We start from the raw sequence: 18,524 nt of genomic DNA, 5'->3' as shown, positions 1-18,524 counted from the left end.
TTCGCGTCGGGTGTGCCGGACGAGGTTCCTGGGGGGGTCGTCCGGCCGCGAGGGGGTGGGTCTCACGGAGCAGGGCGAAGTCACGCTACGTCGATCACCGCGAGATGAACACCCCCCGTCGGCGCGACACGGCGCTGAGCGGACAGGGCACTACGGCCGGTAGGCTGGTCCGCTGAGTCGCTCGACGAACAGGATTGGGTTTTCACGTTTTGGCTGAGTACATCTACCAGATGGTCCGCGCCCGCAAGGCGGTCGGCGACAAGCTGATCCTCGACGACGTCACGATGTCGTTCCTCCCCGGTGCCAAGATCGGCGTCGTGGGACCGAACGGTGCCGGTAAGTCGACGATCCTCAAGATCATGGCGGGGCTCGACACCCCCTCCAACGGTGAGGCCAAGCTCACGCCGGGCTTCACCGTCGGCATCCTCATGCAGGAGCCCGAGCTCGACGAGACCAAGACGGTCCTCGAGAACGTCCAGGAAGGCGTCGGCCCGATCAAGGACAAGCTCGACCGCTTCAACGAGATCTCCGCGTTGATGGCCGAGCCGGATGCCGACTTCGACGCGCTCCTCGCCGAGATGGGCACCCTGCAGGAAGAGATCGACGCCGCTGACGCGTGGGACCTCGACTCGCAGCTCGAGCAGGCCATGGCCGCGCTCCAGTGCCCCCCGGGGGACGAGCTCGTCACGCACCTCTCCGGTGGTGAGAAGCGCCGCGTCGCGCTCTGCAAGCTCCTGCTCCAGAAGCCCGACCTGCTCCTCCTCGACGAGCCCACCAACCACCTCGACGCCGAGAGCGTGCAGTGGCTCGAGCAGCACCTGCAGCAGTACCACGGTGCCGTCCTGGCCGTGACCCACGACCGGTACTTCCTCGACCACGTCGCGCAGTGGATCGCCGAGGTCGACCGCGGTCGCCTGTACCCGTACGAGGGCAACTACTCGACCTACCTCGAGAAGAAGCGTGCCCGCCTCGAAGTCCAGGGCAAGAAGGACGCCAAGCTGGCGAAGCGCCTGTCCTCCGAACTCGACTGGGTGCGCAGCAACACGAAGGGCCGCCAGGCGAAGTCCAAGGCCCGTCTCGCCCGCTACGAGGAGATGGTGACCGAGGCCGAGCGCACGCGGAAGCTCGACTTCGAGGAGATCGTGATCCCGGTCGGCCCCCGACTCGGCTCGCAGGTCATCGACGCCGAGAAGCTGCACAAGCAGTTCGGTGAGCGCGTCATCATCGACGACCTGTCGTTCACGCTGCCCCGCAACGGCATCGTCGGGGTGATCGGCCCGAACGGCGTCGGCAAGACGACCCTGTTCAAGACGATCGTGGGCCTCGAGCCGCTCGACGGCGGCACGCTGAAGATCGGCGAGACGGTCGACATCTCCTACGTCGACCAGAGCCGTGGCGGCATCGACCCGAACAAGAACCTGTGGGAGGTCGTGTCCGACGGGCTCGACTACATCCAGGTCGGGAAGACCGAGATCCCCTCCCGCGCCTACGTGTCGCAGTTCGGGTTCAAGGGTCCGGACCAGCAGAAGCGTGCGGGCATCCTCTCGGGTGGTGAGCGCAACCGTCTGAACCTCGCGCTCACGCTCAAGCAGGGCGGCAACCTGCTGCTCCTCGACGAGCCGACCAACGACCTGGACGTCGAGACCCTCGGCAGCCTCGAGAACGCGCTCCTGGAGTACCCCGGTTGTGCCGTGGTCATCACGCACGACCGGTGGTTCCTCGACCGCATCGCGACCCACATCCTCGCGTGGGAAGGCCTGAACGAGGACGGCACGCCGAACTGGTACTGGTTCGAGGGCAACTTCGAGGCGTACGAGGAGAACAAGATCGAGCGTCTCGGCGCCGACGCCGCGAAGCCGGGTCGCGCGACGTACCGCAAGCTCACGCGGGACTGACCCCGTGGCGAGGCTGCACGCGCCGGTCCGCATCCGCTGGAGTGACATCGACGCCTACGGGCACGTGAACAACTCGGCGATGCTGCGCCTGCTCGAAGAAGCCCGTGTGCTCGCGTTCTGGGCGCCGGACCCCGACGAGGTCGACGAGTCGGGGTCCGCGCCGGAGCCGATCATCGACGGGCGCCCCGGCTCGGGCACGATGACCGTGATCGCGGCCCAGCGGCTCGAGTACCTCGCGTCGACCCCGTACTTCCGGCGTCCGCTCGACATCCAGCTGTGGATCGGGCGGATCGGGGGCGCGAGCCTCGACATCTCGTACGAGGTCTGGTCCCCTGCGGGTCACGAGCCCGCGGAGCTGTACACGCGGGCGACGACGGCGCTGGTGATGGTGGACGCGACGACGAACCGCCCGCGGCGACTCACCCCGGCGGAGCGTGCAGCGTGTGAGCCGTACGTCGAGGACCCGGTGGTCTTCTCCCGTCCGTAGAACGGCCGGAGCAATCCCGTGCCTCAGCGAGGGATGCGCATCATCCCCTCCTGCGCGACACTCGCCAGCAGGCGTCCGTCACGGGAGAACATCCGACCGAACGCGAGTCCCCGGCCGCCCTGCGCGCTCGGGGACTCCTGCGTGTACAGGATCCACTCGTCGGCCCGGCCGTCCCGGTGCCACCACATCGCGTGGTCGAGGCTCGCGCTCTTGACCCCCGGAGTTCCCCAGGCGACGCCGTGCCGGCGCATGATCGGCTCGAGGATCGACAGGTCGCTCGCGTAGGCCAGGACCGCTCGGTGCAGTGCCGGGTCCGCGGGGAGGTCGCCCTGCACCCGGAACCAGACGGCCTGGTGCGGCACGTGTTCGCCCTGGACGTCGACGAAGACCGGGCCCTCGACGTGCCGGAGGTCGATCGACCGTTCGGCCCAGGCACGGGCGACGGGGTGGTCGATCGCGGACAGGATCGACGCGGCCGAGGGGAGCGACTCCGGTGACGGCGTGTCGACGGGGAACGGGTCCTGGTGCTCGACGCCGTCGTCCTCGGTCTGGAACGACGCGATCATCGAGAAGATCGGCACACCGTTCTGGTACGCCTGCGCTCGACGTGCGGCGAAGGAGCGGCCGTCGTGGATGCGCTCGACGCCGAACGTGATCGGCGTCTCGATGTCGCCCGGGCGGAGGAAGTACCCGTGGACCGAGTGGATGGCCCGGTCCTCGATGGTGGACTGCGCCGCGACGATGCACTGTGCCAGGACCTGCCCGCCGAAGACCCGTCCGCCGGGGGACCAGTGGCTCGCCCCGGTGAGGATCGTCTCGCGCGTCGACGCGCCCGTGTCCTCGAGTCGCAGGGTCCGCAGGAAGTCCGGTTCGCCGTTCACCACTCCCGCAGTCTACGAACGACCGGGTCGCGCCGCGCGGACCCCGAGCTGACAGCGCGTCCCGGTAGGATCGGCGACGACATGAGCACCTCGTTCACGCTGCCCGACGCCGCCTCCTTGGGAGACCTCCGCACGTACCTCGGACGTGCTGCGCGCGTCGAGGACGGCTCCGTCCGACTCATCGCCGACTCGGGGGTGCTCGCGGTCTACACGGCGATCATGTACCCGATCGGCCTGCTCGACGAGCTCCCGACCGTCCTCGGCCTGCGCACCTTCTCGCTGACGCAGCCCGCGTCCATCGACGCGGTCGTGCCGCTGGCGTCGTTCCAGGAACGGCTCCGGCTGCTCGCCGAGGCGCAGGACGCCGAGCACGCAGAAGGCGCGGACCCCACCCGTGCCACCCCGATCGAGGTCGAGCTCCCGCACGAGGTCCACACGGTCACCTGGGCGGCGATCTCCCCGCCCCGCGGCGGCTGGATCCCGCTGCCGGACATCTCGGCCGAGCTCCTCCGCCGTGCCGCGAAGGCCGGCATAGCCGAGGTCGCCGACGCCGTCCCGACCAATGCCGGAGAAGCGATCGTCCGCAAGGTCCGTTCCGAGGTCTGGGGTGCGCCCATCCCGGGCATCGAGCACGTCCCGGCGGGTGCGGGCTTCGCGGGGGAGAGCCTCGGGTTCCTCGGGCACGACCCGGTGCGGTTGTTCGAGACCGGCCCGTGGAGCCGCCTGACGACGTCGCGGGGCCACGTCCTGGTGAAGCGTCGCGCCTGGACCCTCGCCTCCTAACGAGCACCGAGCACCGACCAGCGACCGACGAGCACCGACCGGCGACAAGCGACCGGCGAGCACTGACCAGCGACCGGCGAGCACCGACCGCCGAGCACCCACCAGCGCCGGACCAGCGCGTGGTTGGCTGGGGCCATGCACGTCTTCCTGACCGGCGCGTCCGGCTACATCGGGTCCTCCGTCCTCCGCGCACTCGTCGCCCGTGGGCACGACGTCACCGCGATCGTCCGCTCCGACCAGAAGGCGCAGGCAGTCCGTGACGCCGGCGGCCGGGCGCTCGTCGAGGACGTCACCGACACCGACGTGGTCGAGCGGCTCGCGCACGAGGCCGACGCCGTCGTGCACACCGCGAGTGCGAAGGACGTCGACGAGGCCTTCATCGCCACCGTGCTCGGCGCGTTGGCGGGCACCCCGAAGCCCTTCGTCCACACGGGTGGCATCTTCACCTTCGGCAACTCGACCGACATCTCCGAGCAGTCCCCGGCGTCACCGCCCGCGATGACGGCGTGGCGCGGTGCGAACGAGGCCGTGGTCCGCGCGAGCTCCGTGCGCACCACGATCGTCGCTCCCGGCATCGTGTACGGGCACGGTGCGGGCATCCCGGCGATGTTCGTCGGCGACGGCGAGCACGAGGTCCGCCTGGTCGGGGACGGCTCCGAGCGGTGGGCGACGGTGCACACGGACGACCTCGGCGCGCTCTACGTGCTCGCGCTCGAGCGTGGTGAGCAGGACGGCTACGTCCTCGCGGCGACGGGCGACAACCCGACGGTCCGGGAGATCGCCGAGGCGGCGGCGCACGGCTCGCCGGTGGTGGCGGAGAGCGTCGACGACTCGCGTGCGCGGCTCGGTACCGAGTACGCGGACGCGCTCCTCATGCACCAGGAGTGCTCGGGTGCACATGCGCGTGCCGCCTACGGCTGGCAGCCGACGCGTCCGAGCCTGCTCGAGGACATGGCCACCGGCTCGTACGCGCGCTGACACACCGCACTCCCGGCGAGACGCCGCACACTCGGCGAGACGCCGCCGGATCAGGGCGGCGTCTCGGCCACAGAACGGCGCATCGCAGGCGGGCGGCGTCTCGATGCAGGTGCGGCACCGTGGACGCGACCGGATGACGGACGGGAGGCCCGGTGCCAGCTGGCACCGGGCCTCCCGTCCCTGCGGGCGTACGCCCGGATCGTCCGTCAGTCGAACGCGTTCGTCATCGCGTGCGCGGCGCGGTCGAGGTACGCCCACAGCTCCGCCTCGTCGAGCGGCGCGAGCCCCAGGGACTCGACCGCTTCGCGCATGTGGTGCAGCCAGCGCTCCCGCGCCTCCGAGGTGATGCGGAACGGCATGTGCCGCATGCGCAGGCGCGGGTGGCCGCGCTCCTCGCTGTAGGTGCCGGGGCCGCCCCAGTACTGCTGCAGGAAGAGCGACAGGCGTGAGATCGCGCCCTCGAGGTCGTCCTGTGGGTACATCGGCCAGATCACGTCGTCGGTCTGGACGCCGTCGTAGAAGCGGCGCACCAGACGGTCGAACGTCGGGGCGCCGCCGATGCGCTCGAAGAGGGATCCGGTCGCCGACGCGCCGCCCATCCCCACCCGGAGGGTGATCGGCTGTGCGGGCACGCCGCCGGGGCCGGTTGGCAGACCCGGGGCAGGAGTGTCGGTCATCGGTCGTCCTTCCGGGGCTCGGTCCGGTCGGTCTCGATCGGCTGCCCGTACACGTTCGTCTTCTTGCCGCGCCGGGGCTTCGTCGGTGCCGGCGTCGGCTGGGTCCGGACGGCGCGCAACCCGTTGATGGAGGTCGCGTTCTCCCAGCCCTGGGGCATGATCATCGCCATCGCGGGGAGGGTGATGCCGATCTCGTCGACCGCCTGCTTCAGGCGGATGCGGAGTTCACGGCCGACGACGTCGAGCTCGGACGCGCGGGTCTTCACGACCAGGCGGAACACCATGCCCGTGTCGCTGATGGACTGCAGCCCCCAGATCTCGGGCTTCTCGACGATGCGCTGCCGCCAGCGGGGCTCCTGGGACATCCGGACGGCCGCCGCGAGCAGGGCGTCCTGCACCGCGTCGACGTCGGTGTCGTAGGGCACCGTGATGTCGACGAGCACCCGCGACCAACCCTGCGAGAGGTTGCCGACGCGCAGGATCTGCCCGTTCGGGACGAACCAGAGGATGCCGTTCACGTCACGGATCTGCATGACCCGCAGCCCGACGTTCTCGACCACGCCGGTCGCCTGCCCGGTGTCGACGACGTCGCCGACGCCGGCCTGGTCCTCGAGGATCATGAAGATCCCGGAGAGCAGGTCCTTCACGATCGACTGCGCACCGACGGCCAGACCCGCGGCGACGAGGGAGGCACCGCCGACGATGCCGACCGCGGCGTTCGGGATCACCTGCGGGATGATGATGACGAGCGCGATGACGACCACGATCACGGTCGCGAGGTTCTCCAGCACACTGCCGAGCGTCCGGGTGCGCTGGACGACACGCGCGGTCTGGACGGGCGAGGCGATGAGCGCCTGCGTGTCCGTCGCTCCCTGGCGCTTCTTCACGCCGTTCACGACGCGGTCGACGATGCCCTTGATCGAGTGCCGGAGGATCACCCGGAGGATGATCGCCGCGAGGATCGTGATGACGATCACGATCGGGACGTGCCAGGTCTCCACGAACTGGGTGAACGCGTTCGAGATGAGCTTCGAGGTGTCGTCTGCAGCGGAGGTCATATCCGGTCGATGCTAAAGGGCGGGGCCTTGGCGCTCCTGGATGAACGCCAAGGCCCCGCCGATCGGGTTCAGACTCAGGCGTCCGCGGCCTGGACCCGCAGGGCACGCTCGGTGCCCGCCAGGTTCTCGGTCACGATGCGACGGAGCGCCGGGGTCTCCGGGTGCGCTTCGAGCCATGCGGTCGAGGCGTCACGGAGCTCGACCGATGCGAGCGGCGCCGGGTAGAGCCCGGTGACGATCGTGTCGGCGATGTGGTAGCTCCGCTCGGCCCAGATGCGCGTCAGCACGTCGAAGTACTTCGCGACGAGGCCCTCGAGCACGACCGGCGAGTTCGCGTGCTGGAACCCGACCGTCGTCTGGCGCACGATCGCGTTCGGCAGCGCGTCCGAGTCGACGAGCGAGGAGAACGCAGCGAGCTTGCCCTCGGCGGTGGGGATCGTCGCGCGTGCCCGTGCGGCGGCCTGCTCGCCCGAGGCGGTGCGATCCGCCGCGAGCTCGGCATCCACCTCGGCGTCGCCGGCGGCACCCGCGAGGACCAGGCCCTCGAGGAGCTCCCAGCGGAGGTCGGTGTCGATCTCGAGCCCGCTCAGCGTGACCGAGCCGTCGCGGAGCCCGGACAGCGTCGCGACGTGTTCCGGCGTGGAGGCGATCTGCGCGAAGAACTTCACGAACTGGAACTGTGCGTCCGAGCCGGCTTCGGCCGAGGCCGCGAGCTGCCAGAGCGTCTCGCCCACGGTGCGGATCGTGGCGTCGGCCTTCGCCGGTGCGACGTAGTTCCGTGCGGTGAGGAGCAGCTGCGAGAGCGTCGTGCGGATCGTCGTCGACTCGGTCTCGGTCGCGATGTTGCCGAGCACGAGGCGGACGTAGTCGCTGGCGGGGGACTCGGCGTCGCGGGTGGCGTCCCACATCGCGCCCCACACGATCGAACGCGCGAGCGGGTTCGCGATCGAGGCGAGGTGCTCGATCGCGGTGCGGCGGGACTGCTCGTCGAGACGGATCTTGGCGTACGCCAGGTCGTCGTCGTTGAGGAGCACGAGGTCGCCGCGGTGCTGGCCGACGAGCTCGGGGACCTCGGTGCGGGCACCGTCGACGTCGATCTCGACGCGGTGGATACGCTCGAGCTTGCCGCCGGAGGACGCGGTGTCAGCGCCGAACGGTGCGTCGGCGTCCTGCTGGAACGCGTAGACGCCGATCGCGAGGCGGTGCGGGCGGAGCGTCGGGTAGTCCGCCGGCGCTTCCTGCAGCACCGCGAACGACGTGATCACGCCGGACTCGTCGGTCTCGATCTCCGGGCGGAGCGTGTTCACCCCGGCGGTCTCGAGCCACAGCTTCGACCACTCGGTGAGCTCACGGCCGCTCGTGGTCTCGAGCTCGACGAGCAGGTCCTTGAGCTCGGTGTTGGAGTGGTGGTGCTTCTTGAAGTACGCGGACACCCCGGCGAAGAACGCGTCGATGCCGACCCACGCCACGAGCTGCTTCAGGACGGAGCCGCCCTTGGCGTACGTGATGCCGTCGAAGTTGACCTGCACGTCTTCGAGGTCGTTGATCGTCGCGACGATCGGGTGGGTCGAGGGGAGCTGGTCCTGGCGGTAGGCCCAGGACTTCTCCATCGCCTGGAACGTCGTCCAGGCCTCGGTCCACTCGGTGGCTTCAGCGGTGGCGATCGTCGACGCCCACTCGGCGAAGGACTCGTTCAGCCAGAGGTCGTTCCACCACTTCATCGTGACGAGGTCGCCGAACCACATGTGCGCGAGCTCGTGCAGGATCGTGACGACCCGGCGCTCCTTGATGGCGTCCGTGACCTTCGAGCGGAAGACGTAGGTCTCGGTGAAGGTCACCGCGCCGGCGTTCTCCATCGCACCCGCGTTGAACTCGGGCACGAACAGCTGGTCGTACTTCTCGAACGGGTACGGGACGTCGAACTTGTCCTCGTAGTAGGTGAAGCCCTTGCGCGTGATGTCGAACACGTACTCGGGGTCGAGGTACCCGGCGAGCGACTTCCGCGCGAAGATGCCGAGGGGGATGGTGCGGCCGTCGCTCGAGGTCAGCTCGCTGCGGACGACTTCGTACGGACCGGCGACGAGCGCGGTGATGTAGCTCGATATCCGCGTGGTGGGTGGGAAGGCCCACGTGGCGATCTCGCCGTCGACGCGGGGCTCGGGCGTGGGGGAGTTCGAGACGACCTGCCAGCGCGACGGTGCGGTGACGGTGAAGGTGAACTCGGCCTTGAGGTCGGGCTGCTCGAACACCGCGAACATCCGGCGGGAGTCGGGCACCTCGAACTGGGAGTACAGGTAGACCTCGTCGTCGACGGGGTCCACGAAGCGGTGGAGGCCCTCACCGGTGTTCGTGTAGAGGGCGTCGGCCACGACCACGAGCTCGTTCTCGGCCTGCAGGTCGGCGAGCTGGATGCGGACGCCGTCGTTCACGGCCGCGACGTCGAGCGCGGTGCCGTTCAGTTCGACGGAGTGCACGGCCTTCGTGATCGCGTCGATGAAGGTCGACGCACCGGGCGTCGCGGTGAAGCGCACCCGGGTGGTGCTGCCGAAGGACTCGGCCCCACGGGTGAGGTCGAGCTCGACGTCGTACGACTGCACGTCGACGATCGCGGCACGTTCCTGGGCTTCGATACGGGTGAGGTTCTCTCCTGGCACGGACGCTCCATGGTTGCTGGCGCGGACGGTCGATGTCCGCGCATCGGTGTTCCCGCATGGCGTCGTGCACCGGCGGGACGTGTGAGAGCCAGCCTAGCGAGCGAGCGTACGCTCGCACCGTGACCGAGACGACTGTGGACAACCCGACCGCGACCAGCCCGACGACGACCCCTGTGGAGTTCTGGTTCGACCCGAACTGCCCGTGGGCCTGGATGACGAGCCGCTGGGTCGGCGAGGTCGAGGCGCAGCGTCCGCTCGACGTGACCTGGAAGGTGATGAGCCTCTTCGTCCTCAACGAGGACCAGGACGTCCCGCCGGAGTACCAGGAGCGCCTGGCCGCCGGCCAGGTCTACCCGCGCCTCGTGACCGCGGCGAAGCTCCGGCTCGGCGACGGCATCGTCAAGCCGCTCTACGACGCGCTCGGCGAGCACATCCACCACCGCCAGGAGAAGAACCCGGAGGAGGTCGTCCCGGCCGTCCTCGCCGAACTCGGCCTGGACGCCGACCTCGCCGAGTACGCGTGGAGCGACGAGGTCGACGCGGCGACACGTGCGAGCCACCGCGACGGCATCGAGCGCGTCGGCCAGGACGTCGGCACCCCCGTCATCGCCGTCGAGGGCACGGCCTTCTTCGGTCCGGTCATCTCGCCGGCCCCGAAGGGCCAGCAGGCCCTCGACCTCTGGGACGGCGTCGTCGCCGCCGCCCGCTACCCGGGCTTCTTCGAACTCAAGCGCTCGCGCACGGTCGGCCCGGTCTTCGACACCGTCGACTGACGGGAGGCCCGGCGCCCGTCCGGCAGACACCCTGCGGAAGCGTCCTCCGCGCCCTGGTAGTGTTCCTCCCGTCCGGTGAAGTATCAGGGGCCGCGAACACCGATCGGACGTACGGATGAGCTCGCTCGTCTCGCCCGCGGCGCTCGACGAGGTCCGCCTGGACATGGGCGCGCTGCTCGCGGCCGCCGATGCGCTCCGCGCCGCGGCGGGTGAGGTCGCCACGGGCTCGGAGGAAGGCGATCGTTCGTGGTCCACCATGCCGGCAGGCTTCGACATGCCCGGCGTCAGCAGTGCGATGCCGTTGATGACTCGTCGCTCGTCGGCGGTCGCCGCGGCGCTCGCGGACAGTGCAGACTCCCTGCACGGAGTGCTCGACGCCGCGTCGTTCGAGTTCACCGAGCTCAAGAGCAGGCGGGCTGCGCTCGTCGAGCGGATCGAGTCGTTCACGTCCGAGGTGGGCTCCGCCGTGGCTCGCCACGACGGAGCTCTGCCAGAGTCGCCGGTCGTACCCACGCCTTGGCCACAGGTAGAGGCGCTCGCAGTCGAGAACGCTGCCCTGACCCATGCCGTTGACTCGTGGAACGAGCACTGGCGTGAAGGGCAGCAACGCCTCGCCTCTCGTGTCCGGCGCATCGCCGGGGGAGAGACGACTGCCGGTCTCGCAACGGACGGGACCGACGTCCGGACCGCGAGCCTCGTGGCGCCGATCCCCCTTCCGGGCTTCCCGTCAACACCGTTCCAGTTCCCGTGGCCGTGGCTCGGTGCAGCCGGCGGCGCTGCTGCGGGCACGGGGAGCGCTGCCGGCGGTCTCTCGGCGCTGGGTCTGTTGGGCATCCTGTTCGGACTCAGCGGTGACACGAAACAGCAGACCCCGGCCGAGGCGATGCGGCAGCGGATGGCGCAGGCGGACCAGGACGCTTGGGCGTGGACGCACGACCCGCTGACGGGCAGGCCCCGCGCGGTCGCGGGAGGCACTGGGATCGTGACCGACGTCGTCGGGCCGATGACGGGGCCGCAGGCAGACGAGGAGATCCGCTCCCTCGGGCGGCCCGGGGACAGCTCTCCCCACCGAGAGGTGGACACGCCTGAAGAAGTCGTGCAGGCCTGGCGTGACATCAGCCGCGGGGGGGAAGGTCGCAGCGGACTCCACGCCGGATCGCATCGCAGTGGTGCTTCCGGACGGGACTCGCGTCCAGTATCGACGAGACAGCAGGTCCGGTGGTCCGGTCGTCGAAGTCCAGCGCCATGGCGCGAAGCCCGTCAAACTGCACATGCCCAAGGGGGCGGACGCCCACGATCTGCCCGATGACGCGAAACCAGAGGGACTCGATTGAACGAACTGACCTACTACGTCCTTGCGACGACCCACAGTGGTACGGGCGAGAACCTCTGGGGTTGGACGGCAACCTTCGAGATCGAGCGACACCAACCCCGCGAAGAGACGCGCGAATGGATCCTCGACAACCTTCGTGATCTGCTCGCTGAGGGGCTCGTGTCCGTGGGCAACTACGAGCCGGACGGACCCGGACGTGCAGGCTGGGACGAATGGCAGGACACTCCTGACGAGATCGTCGAACGAGTCGCTGCGATCTACACCCTGGAGACCGGGGAAGTCGAGGTGCCGTTCTGGCCCTGCTACATCATGGACACCCCGAAGGGCGATGCCCTGTTCGAATCCGAGCGCGCCCGTCGGATCGCTGCCGGTCTCGATCCCATGGCGAGGGACGACGGTATCTGGGACCAGGACGGCAACGTCATCGAGGCGCACGGCGACGAGATCGTGCTCTGACGCCAAAGCCCGCGCCGACCCGCGTCCGCGGCCCCGGCGCGGTCAGTCCAGCGGCAACCGCATCAGGGTCAGGTCGAGCCACCGGTCGAACTTCCGCCCGACCTCCGGCAGCACCGCCACGACCTCGAACCCGAGCCGCTCGTGCAGCGCGATCGACCCGGTGTTGGCGCTGCAGATCCCGGCCATCATCACGTGCAGGTCCTGCGCCCGGGCGTGCTCCACGAGCGCGCGCATGAGCACCGAGGCGATCCCGCGCCCGCGGAACGCCGGGACCACGTACACGCTGTGCTCGACGGTGTGCCGGTACCCGGGGTGCGGCCGGAACGGGCCGTACGTCACGTAGCCGGCGACGACCCCGTCGACCTCGGCGACGTACACCGGCAGTCCCGCGGCGCGACGGTCCGCGAGCCAGGTGTCGAACCAGGGGCGGGGGTTCGGGACGTCCTGCCAGATCGCGGTGGTGTGCAGGACGGCGTCGACGTGCAGCGCGTGGACGACGTCGAGGTCGCGCGGCTCGCAGTCGCGCACGAGCACGTCCGGCTCCGAGGACCGACCATTCGTCGCATATGCTGTCGCCATGTCTCAGATCGTAGACGATGAGCGGCTGCTCGGCGAACGGCTCCAGTCCCTCCGCACCGAACGCGGGTGGAGCCTCACCGAGCTCGCCGAGGAGTCCGGCGTCTCCCGCGCGATGATCAACCGCGTCGAACGCGGTGTCTCGAGCCCCACGGCGACGATCCTCGGACGCCTCTCGGGTGCCTTCGGGATGACCATCTCGCAACTGCTCGACGAGGGGCAGGGGCACCAGCGCGACACGGAGCCGGGAACCCCCGAGGACGCGACCGGCGTCCAGCGCGGCGCGACCGCCGACCACTGGACCGATCCCGAGACCGGGTACCGCCGCCGTCCCGTGTCGAGCGCGGACTTCCCCGTGGACGTGACCGAGGTGCGCCTCCCGGCCGGTCGTTCCGTGACGTACCCGGCGTCCGCGTACGCGTTCCTGCGGCACTGCATCTGGGTGGTCGAGGGCGAGCTGGAGCTCGTCGTCGGCGGGGAACCCGTCGCGCTCGCAGCGGGGGACCGCATCGAGCTGGGGGACCCGGCGGAGGTGACCTACCGGAACCCCGGCGACGACGACTGCCGGTACGTCGTCATCGTGGCCAGGGGCACCCGCGGTCGGGAATAGGATCGGGACCATGCGCATCCACCTCGGAACGGACCACGCCGGCCTCGAGTTCAGCAAGACCCTCGCCGCCCACCTGACCGACGCCGGTCACGACGTCGTGGACCACGGTCCGACCGAGTACGACGCGCTCGACGACTACCCCTCGTTCTGCATCAACGCCGCGCACGCCGTCGTGCAGGACCAGCTGGCCGGCGTCCAGGCGCTCGGCGTCGTGTTCGGCGGTTCGGGCAACGGCGAGCAGATCGCCGCGAACAAGGTCACCGGCATCCGGGCCGCACTGGTGTGGAACGAGTCCACCGCGCTCCTGGCCCGCCAGCACAACGACGCGAACGTCATCTCGATCGGTGCGCGCCAGCACACCGAGGCCGAGGTCATCGACTTCGTCGACCTGTTCATCGCCGAGCCGTTCTCGGGTGAGGAGCGCCACGCCCGCCGGATCGCGCAGCTCGCCGAGTACGAGCAGACCGGTGTCATCGCCGGCAAGCAGATCGACGCGTAAGGCACGACGAGTACACAGGTCCCATGCCCGAGGGTCACTCCGTCCACCGCATCGCCAACCAGTTCACCCGGCACTTCGTCGGCAAGCGTTGCGAGGTGTCGAGTCCGCAGGGCCGGTTCGCCGCGGGCGCCGCGCAGCTCGACGGCAAGCGCATGATCGCGGCCCGCGCGGTCGGCAAGCAGATGTTCCTCGAGTTCGAGGGCGACCTGTTCCTCCGCGTCCACCTCGGGCTCTACGGGGCGTGGGACTTCGCGGGGGACCTCTCGACGGCGACCGCGCTGTCCTCCGACGCCGACGGCGAGGAGTCGTTGACCTCGATCGGCGCACCCCGTCTTGCGCGGTACCGGATGGCCGAGCAGGAGAAGGTCGAGGACCCGATCGAGGCGTTCCCGCCGGACCCGGTGGGCCAGGTGCGCGTGCGGCTCCTCACCGAGGACACCGTCGCCGACCTCCGCGGCCCGACCGCGTGCGTGGTCGAGAACCCGACCGAGGTGCAGCAGGCGCTCGACAAGCTCGGCCCCGACCCGATCAACGACGACGGTCCGGAGGCCGAGAAGATCTTCGTGAACAACGTCCGGAAGCGGAACGTCGCGATCGGGCAGCTGCTCATGGACCAGGCCGTGGTGAGCGGCATCGGCAACATCTACCGCGCCGAGCTGTTGTTCCGGCAGCGGATCGACCCGTACAAGGTCGGCAAGAAGATCACCGTCAAGCAGGCGAAGGCGCTCTGGGCGGACTGGTCGAAGCTCCTGCACGACGGAGTCCGGGACGGCCTGATGATGACGATGGACGGGCTGTCCGAGGCGAAGTACAAGAAGGCGCAGAAGTCCCGGAAGGACCGGCACTGGGTCTACCACCGCACCGGCGAGCCCTGCCGGGTGTGCGGCACCGAGATCCGGATGGCGGAGATGGCCGGCCGGAAGCTCTACTGGTGCCCCAAGGACCAGAAGTAGCGAGACCGGACCGGACCGGGCCAGACCGGACCGGACCACTACAGGTCCCGGTACGTCCACCGCCCCGCGACCGCCGTCGCCAGCACCGGCATCGTCCGGAGCGACGCCGAGGACGCAGCGAGCGGGTCGGCCGCGACGAGCACCAGGTCCGCGACGTCCCCGACGGACACGCCGACCCGTCCGTCGGTCGACCCCGTCCACGCGGTGAGCGCGGAGAGCCGCTCCGCCGGGTGCCACGGCTCGCGCCCGTCCCGGTCGCGCCCGACCGCCGCGGCGAGCGACACCCACGGGTCGAGCGGCGCCACCGGGGCGTCGGACCCGAGGAGCACGCGGGCCCCGGCCCGGGCGAGCGACGCGAACGCGAACGCCCGGTCGGTGTTCCCCGCCCAGTGGCGGTCGGCGATGTCCCGGTCGTCCATCGCGTGCTCCGGCTGCACCGACGCCGCGACCCCGAGTCGCGCGAACCGCTCGACGTCGGTGTCGACGAGGAGCTGCGCGTGCTCGATGGTGCCCCGGGTGCCGACGGCCTCGAAGACGTCGAGCGCCAGGGTGTTGGCCCGGTCGCCGATGGCGTGGATCGCGGGGGTGAGCCCGGCGAGGACGGCCCGGCGCGTGATGGCGACGAGGTCCTCGAACGGCCAGGCGAGCACGCCCTCGCCGGAGTGCAGTGCCGCGGTCCTGGTGCCGAGCGACCCGTCGGTGACGACCTTGAACGGCCCCATCGTGAGGAGTCCCCTGGTGCCGTCGATGACGTCCCCGGTGCGCAACCCACGGTCGATCGCGGCGTCGAGCTCCGCCGGGTACACCCCGGAGGACACCCGGAGCGCGTCCGTGCCGCCGTGGATCCGGCGGACCCACCGGTCCAGCCCGAAGCGCATCTCCAGGTCGACGATGCTCCCGAGGCCCCGGGCGGCGCCCGCCTCGACCGCGTCGGCGACGTAGCCGTCGAGCACCGCGTCCGGGACCTGCGAGAGGGCACCGGTCACGTCGAACGCGTCCTGTTCGCGGAGGACGCCGTCCTCGCCGGCGGCGAGCGGGCGGCCGAGGATCCCGGAGAAGTGCGCGAGGGCGAGCGCGTTGCACCAGACGGCGTGCAGGTCGCCGCTGATGACGACCGCCGGGAGGCCCGGTGCGGCCCCGTCGAGCAGCGCACGTCGGGCGGGAGTCGGCCACAGACCGTCCCGGTAGCCGTGTCCGATGAGGACCGGATCCGAGACACCGGTGCGCGCCACCTCGGCCAGCAGGGCTGCCGTGGCCTCGGCGGAACCGCACGCGGAGACGTCGACCCGGCGGCGGACGAGCGCCCACTGGTCGAAGTGGGTGTGGTGGTCGCGGAGGGCCGGGCCGAGCCAGGCCCCGTCGGCCTCGACGACGTCGGTGTCGGGACCGGACGCGTCGAGCGTGCCGGCCGGTGCGACCTCGACGACGACACCGTCCAGGACCAGCACGTCGGCAGGGGCCCCTGAGGTGCCCACCCGCCGGACGGTGCGCAGCAGGATCTCGGTCACCGGGCCTCCCGTCCGCCCTGATCGTCGGGGGAGGCGGACCGGACCCGCTCCATCTCGTCGGCGAGCGCCGGCGACGCGTACGGGCCGTCCCCGCGGAGGCCCGCGATGACGTCGTCGACCACCTCGGGGGCCTTGTTCTGGGACAGCTTCGCGCGGGCGTCGAACCGGGTGACCCGGATGCGGATCCCCACGGTGCCCTTCGCGATCCGCCTGGCGGTGTCCTCGTCGACGTCGAGGGACACCGGCTCGGGCATCTCCCGCTCGAAGTGGTCGACGAGTTCACCGAGGACGCGGAAGTTCTCCTCGTCGGTGAGGATCTCCGGGACGCCCCAGAGGTGCGCGGTGACGTGGTTCCAGGTCGGCACGAACTGCGACGCCGGGTACCAGGCGGGGGAGACGTAGCCGTGCGGTCCCTGCACGATGACGAGCACCTCGTGCTGGCCGAGTTCGTGCGCGAGTTCGTCGGGCCGGCCGACGTGCGAGACGAGGACGATCTCGTCGTCCGTGGTCGTCTCTAGGAGGAACGGGTAGTGCGACGCGACGATCCCCGCGGCGGTGTGCGACACGATCGTGGCCCACGGGTTGCCGTCCACGAGGCGCTTGACCTCGTCGGCCTCGGTCATCAGGAAGTGGGGCGTGTGTCGCATGCACGTCAGCGTGGCACAGGACGTCCGGCGAGCGCGAGGGCTGCCGTTTCCCCGGTGTTTCGGAACGGTAAATGTTTCAGAGCGCATTGAAAGAACTATTGCCTCGGAGCACCGAGCGGGCCTAGCTTCACTTCTCAACGACGACCCGAGGAGAGATCATGCGACGCAGGACGATGGCCGCGTTGGCCGCAGCGGCCACGCTGGCACTGGTGGCGACGGGGTGTTCCTCGAGCGGGAACGCCGACTCCGCCTCCGGTTCGGGCAGCACGCTCGTGTACGCCACCGGCGAGCCCGACCACCTCACGCCCGGCCGCCAGACGGTCGCGTTCGACCAGGTGATGAGCCTGTTCGCCCCGCTCACCCAGACCGACGCGAAGGGCACGCTCCACGACGTCGCCGCGAAGAGCGTCGAGAGCGACGACGCCACCACGTGGACGATCACGCTCCGCGACGGGTGGAAGTTCCAGAACGGCGAGGAGGTCACGCCGGAGAGCTACGTGAAGGCGTGGAACTACGTCGCCTACGGCCCGAACGCGTGGGAGAACAGCGGCCAGCTCGCGTCGATCGTCGGGTACTCGGACCTGAACCCGGCGAAGGGCACCCCGACGACGAAGGAGATGTCCGGGCTGAAGGTCACCGGCGACGACACCTTCACGGTCACCCTCACCCACGCGGACAGCCAGTTCCCGCTGCAGCTCAGCCAGGCGCAGACCGCGTTCTACCCGATGCCCTCGGCCGCGTACGACGACATCAAGGCGTACGACAAGAAGCCGATCGGCAACGGCCCGTACGAGATGACGAAGGCGTGGAAGGCGAACCAGGAGTTCACCGTCACCGCGTGGAAGGGCTACGAGGGCACGAAGCCCACGACCACGAACGTCACCTTCCGCAGCTACTCGGACATGAACACCGCGTACACCGACGTCCTCGCCGGGAACGCGGACGTGCTCTTCCTGCCGACCGACAAGATGACGAGCGCGAAGTCGGACTTCGGCGACAAGCTGCACTCCTTCGACGCCCCCGGCATCGACTACATCGGCTTCCCGCTCTGGGACGAGCGGTACTCCAACGCCGACGTCCGTCGAGCGATCTCGATGTCGATCAACCGCGAGCAGGTGAACAAGGCGATCTACGGCGGCCTGTACGACCCCGCCACCGCCCTCACCCCGCCGTCGATGTCCGGCACGCAGGAGGGCATCTGCGGTGACGCGTGCGAGTTCGACCCGGCAGCCGCGAAGAAGCTCCTGGCCAGCGCCGGCGGCTTCGACGGCACCATCACCCTCGTCTACCCGGGCGGCAACGGCCTCGACTCGCTGTACGAGGCGTACGCCAACCAGATCCGCCAGAACCTCGGGGTCGACGCCGAGGCGAAGGCCACCACCGACTGGGCCTCGTACTACTCCGAGCTGACCGACAAGAAGATCGAGGGCCCGCACTTCGGCCACTGGGGTGCGCTCTACATCAGCCAGCAGAACACCCTCCGCGCCCTGTTCACCACCGCCGGTGGCTGCGCCGCCTGCACGGGCTACTACCAGGACGACACCGTCGACTCGCTGCTCGCGAAGGCGGACTCGGCCGGGTCGCAGTCCGAGGCGAACGAGTACTACAACCAGACGCAGGAGGCCGTGCTCAAGGACTTCCCGATCGTCCCGACGTTCTTCGACAAGTACTCCTACGTCACGAGCGACAAGGTCACGAAGCTCCCCGCGGTCGCCGGCAGCCCGGTCATCGCCAAGATCGCCGTGAAGTAGGGGCA

18 protein-coding genes are annotated in these 18,524 nt (G+C 70.0%); 11 read left to right on the top strand and 7 right to left on the bottom strand.

The window, feature by feature from the left end; genetic code table 11:
* The first annotated feature begins 209 nt into the window (after positions 1 to 209).
* Positions 210 to 1,895 (top strand): energy-dependent translational throttle protein EttA, encoded by a 1,686-nt coding sequence (gene ettA / locus EDF27_RS09735; protein WP_123654000.1) that lies wholly within the window; start codon positions 210 to 212, stop codon positions 1,893 to 1,895.
* Between the two features lie 4 nt (positions 1,896 to 1,899).
* Positions 1,900 to 2,382: a thioesterase family protein gene (locus EDF27_RS09730; RefSeq protein WP_123653999.1), complete on the top strand. Its 483-nt coding sequence runs from the start codon at positions 1,900 to 1,902 to the stop codon at positions 2,380 to 2,382.
* 23 nt (positions 2,383 to 2,405) lie between these two features.
* Here EDF27_RS09730 and EDF27_RS09725 read toward each other — a convergent pair whose 3' ends face one another.
* A complete protein-coding gene (locus EDF27_RS09725) occupies positions 2,406 to 3,263 on the bottom strand; it encodes an acyl-CoA thioesterase II (protein ID WP_123703472.1) in 858 nt (285 codons plus the stop codon).
* 81 nt (positions 3,264 to 3,344) lie between these two features.
* Here EDF27_RS09725 and EDF27_RS09720 point away from each other — a divergent pair, with 81 nt between their 5' ends.
* Both EDF27_RS09720 and EDF27_RS09715 read left to right on the top strand, forming a co-directional pair.
* The gene (locus EDF27_RS09720; protein WP_123702902.1) at positions 3,345 to 4,046 is read left to right on the top strand and encodes a hypothetical protein; all 702 of its coding nucleotides are present in this window, start codon (positions 3,345 to 3,347) and stop codon (positions 4,044 to 4,046) included.
* 135 nt (positions 4,047 to 4,181) lie between these two features.
* Positions 4,182 to 5,024, top strand: a complete 843-nt coding sequence (locus EDF27_RS09715) for an NAD(P)H-binding protein (protein WP_132048550.1) — start codon at positions 4,182 to 4,184, stop codon at positions 5,022 to 5,024.
* A 206-nt stretch (positions 5,025 to 5,230) separates the two neighbouring features.
* Here EDF27_RS09715 and EDF27_RS09710 read toward each other — a convergent pair whose 3' ends face one another.
* The 3 genes from EDF27_RS09710 to pepN form a co-directional block, all read right to left on the bottom strand.
* Positions 5,231 to 5,623 (bottom strand): globin, encoded by a 393-nt coding sequence (locus tag EDF27_RS09710; protein WP_123702898.1) that lies wholly within the window; start codon positions 5,621 to 5,623, stop codon positions 5,231 to 5,233.
* A 74-nt stretch (positions 5,624 to 5,697) separates the two neighbouring features.
* Complete coding sequence (locus tag EDF27_RS09705; protein ID WP_123702896.1) at positions 5,698 to 6,759, bottom strand: mechanosensitive ion channel domain-containing protein; 1,062 nt, start codon at positions 6,757 to 6,759, stop codon at positions 5,698 to 5,700.
* A gap of 74 nt (positions 6,760 to 6,833) precedes the next feature.
* Positions 6,834 to 9,413, bottom strand: coding sequence for an aminopeptidase N (gene pepN / locus EDF27_RS09700; RefSeq protein ID WP_132048548.1), 2,580 nt, complete (start codon positions 9,411 to 9,413; stop codon positions 6,834 to 6,836).
* A gap of 119 nt (positions 9,414 to 9,532) precedes the next feature.
* On the opposite strand from pepN, the gene EDF27_RS09695 reads away from it, so the two are divergent.
* The 3 genes from EDF27_RS09695 to EDF27_RS09685 all read left to right on the top strand — a co-directional run bounded on the left by EDF27_RS09695 (position 9,533) and on the right by EDF27_RS09685 (position 11,975).
* Positions 9,533 to 10,186, top strand: a complete 654-nt coding sequence (locus tag EDF27_RS09695) for a DsbA family protein (RefSeq protein ID WP_243698290.1) — start codon at positions 9,533 to 9,535, stop codon at positions 10,184 to 10,186.
* A gap of 163 nt (positions 10,187 to 10,349) precedes the next feature.
* Complete coding sequence (locus EDF27_RS09690; protein ID WP_165931437.1) at positions 10,350 to 11,495, top strand: hypothetical protein; 1,146 nt, start codon at positions 10,350 to 10,352, stop codon at positions 11,493 to 11,495.
* A gap of 21 nt (positions 11,496 to 11,516) precedes the next feature.
* Positions 11,517 to 11,975 carry a hypothetical protein gene (locus tag EDF27_RS09685; protein ID WP_132048544.1) on the top strand — a complete coding sequence of 153 codons (459 nt, stop codon included), beginning with the start codon at positions 11,517 to 11,519 and terminating at the stop codon, positions 11,973 to 11,975.
* A 42-nt stretch (positions 11,976 to 12,017) separates the two neighbouring features.
* Here the strand turns inward: EDF27_RS09685 and EDF27_RS09680 are convergent, their stop codons facing one another.
* Positions 12,018 to 12,554: a GNAT family N-acetyltransferase gene (locus EDF27_RS09680; protein WP_123653993.1), complete on the bottom strand. Its 537-nt coding sequence runs from the start codon at positions 12,552 to 12,554 to the stop codon at positions 12,018 to 12,020.
* Here EDF27_RS09680 and EDF27_RS09675 point away from each other — a divergent pair.
* From EDF27_RS09675 to EDF27_RS09665, 3 genes are read left to right on the top strand one after another with little or no spacing between them, the layout of a single operon-like run.
* Positions 12,553 to 13,161, top strand: a complete 609-nt coding sequence (locus EDF27_RS09675) for an XRE family transcriptional regulator (protein WP_132048542.1) — start codon at positions 12,553 to 12,555, stop codon at positions 13,159 to 13,161. The genes EDF27_RS09680 and EDF27_RS09675 overlap by 2 nt on opposite strands.
* A 10-nt stretch (positions 13,162 to 13,171) precedes the next feature.
* Entirely contained in the window at positions 13,172 to 13,660 is a 489-nt protein-coding gene (locus tag EDF27_RS09670; protein WP_123653991.1) for a ribose-5-phosphate isomerase, read from the top strand.
* A 23-nt stretch (positions 13,661 to 13,683) separates the two neighbouring features.
* Positions 13,684 to 14,613, top strand: coding sequence for a DNA-formamidopyrimidine glycosylase family protein (locus EDF27_RS09665; RefSeq protein WP_132048540.1), 930 nt, complete (start codon positions 13,684 to 13,686; stop codon positions 14,611 to 14,613).
* A 38-nt stretch (positions 14,614 to 14,651) separates the two neighbouring features.
* Here EDF27_RS09665 and EDF27_RS09660 read toward each other — a convergent pair whose 3' ends face one another.
* Together EDF27_RS09660 and EDF27_RS09655 are read right to left on the bottom strand one after the other, a co-directional pair.
* Complete coding sequence (locus EDF27_RS09660) at positions 14,652 to 16,121, bottom strand: amidohydrolase family protein (protein WP_132048538.1); 1,470 nt, start codon at positions 16,119 to 16,121, stop codon at positions 14,652 to 14,654.
* Entirely contained in the window at positions 16,118 to 16,768 is a 651-nt protein-coding gene (locus tag EDF27_RS09655) for an FMN-binding negative transcriptional regulator (RefSeq protein ID WP_132048536.1), read from the bottom strand. The genes EDF27_RS09660 and EDF27_RS09655 overlap by 4 nt, the downstream gene beginning before the upstream one ends.
* A gap of 158 nt (positions 16,769 to 16,926) precedes the next feature.
* Here EDF27_RS09655 and EDF27_RS09650 point away from each other — a divergent pair, with 158 nt between their 5' ends.
* Positions 16,927 to 18,519 carry an ABC transporter substrate-binding protein gene (locus EDF27_RS09650; protein WP_243698289.1) on the top strand — a complete coding sequence of 531 codons (1,593 nt, stop codon included), beginning with the start codon at positions 16,927 to 16,929 and terminating at the stop codon, positions 18,517 to 18,519.
* The last annotated feature ends 5 nt before the right edge of the window (positions 18,520 to 18,524 follow it).

The sequence above is a fragment of the Curtobacterium sp. PhB136 genome (genome assembly GCF_004346855.1).
Lineage (GTDB): Bacteria > Actinomycetota > Actinomycetes > Actinomycetales > Microbacteriaceae > Curtobacterium.
This window is presented reverse-complemented; position numbering and strand designations above follow the sequence as displayed.

Coding starts and splice junctions, on each gene's coding strand:
- EDF27_RS09720 (WP_123702902.1), top strand. CDS start 3,345: ATGAGCACCTCGTTCACGCTGCCCGACGCCGCCTCCTTGGGAGACCTC.
- EDF27_RS09715 (WP_132048550.1), top strand. CDS start 4,182: ATGCACGTCTTCCTGACCGGCGCGTCCGGCTACATCGGGTCCTCCGTC.
- EDF27_RS09710 (WP_123702898.1), bottom strand. CDS start 5,623: ATGGGCGGCGCGTCGGCGACCGGATCCCTCTTCGAGCGCATCGGCGGC.
- EDF27_RS09705 (WP_123702896.1), bottom strand. CDS start 6,759: ATGACCTCCGCTGCAGACGACACCTCGAAGCTCATCTCGAACGCGTTC.
- EDF27_RS09690 (WP_165931437.1), top strand. CDS start 10,350: ATGGGCGCGCTGCTCGCGGCCGCCGATGCGCTCCGCGCCGCGGCGGGT.
- EDF27_RS09675 (WP_132048542.1), top strand. CDS start 12,553: ATGTCTCAGATCGTAGACGATGAGCGGCTGCTCGGCGAACGGCTCCAG.
- EDF27_RS09680 (WP_123653993.1), bottom strand. CDS start 12,554: ATGGCGACAGCATATGCGACGAATGGTCGGTCCTCGGAGCCGGACGTG.
- EDF27_RS09670 (WP_123653991.1), top strand. CDS start 13,172: ATGCGCATCCACCTCGGAACGGACCACGCCGGCCTCGAGTTCAGCAAG.
- EDF27_RS09665 (WP_132048540.1), top strand. CDS start 13,684: ATGCCCGAGGGTCACTCCGTCCACCGCATCGCCAACCAGTTCACCCGG.
- EDF27_RS09655 (WP_132048536.1), bottom strand. CDS start 16,768: ATGCGACACACGCCCCACTTCCTGATGACCGAGGCCGACGAGGTCAAG.
- EDF27_RS09650 (WP_243698289.1), top strand. CDS start 16,927: ATGCGACGCAGGACGATGGCCGCGTTGGCCGCAGCGGCCACGCTGGCA.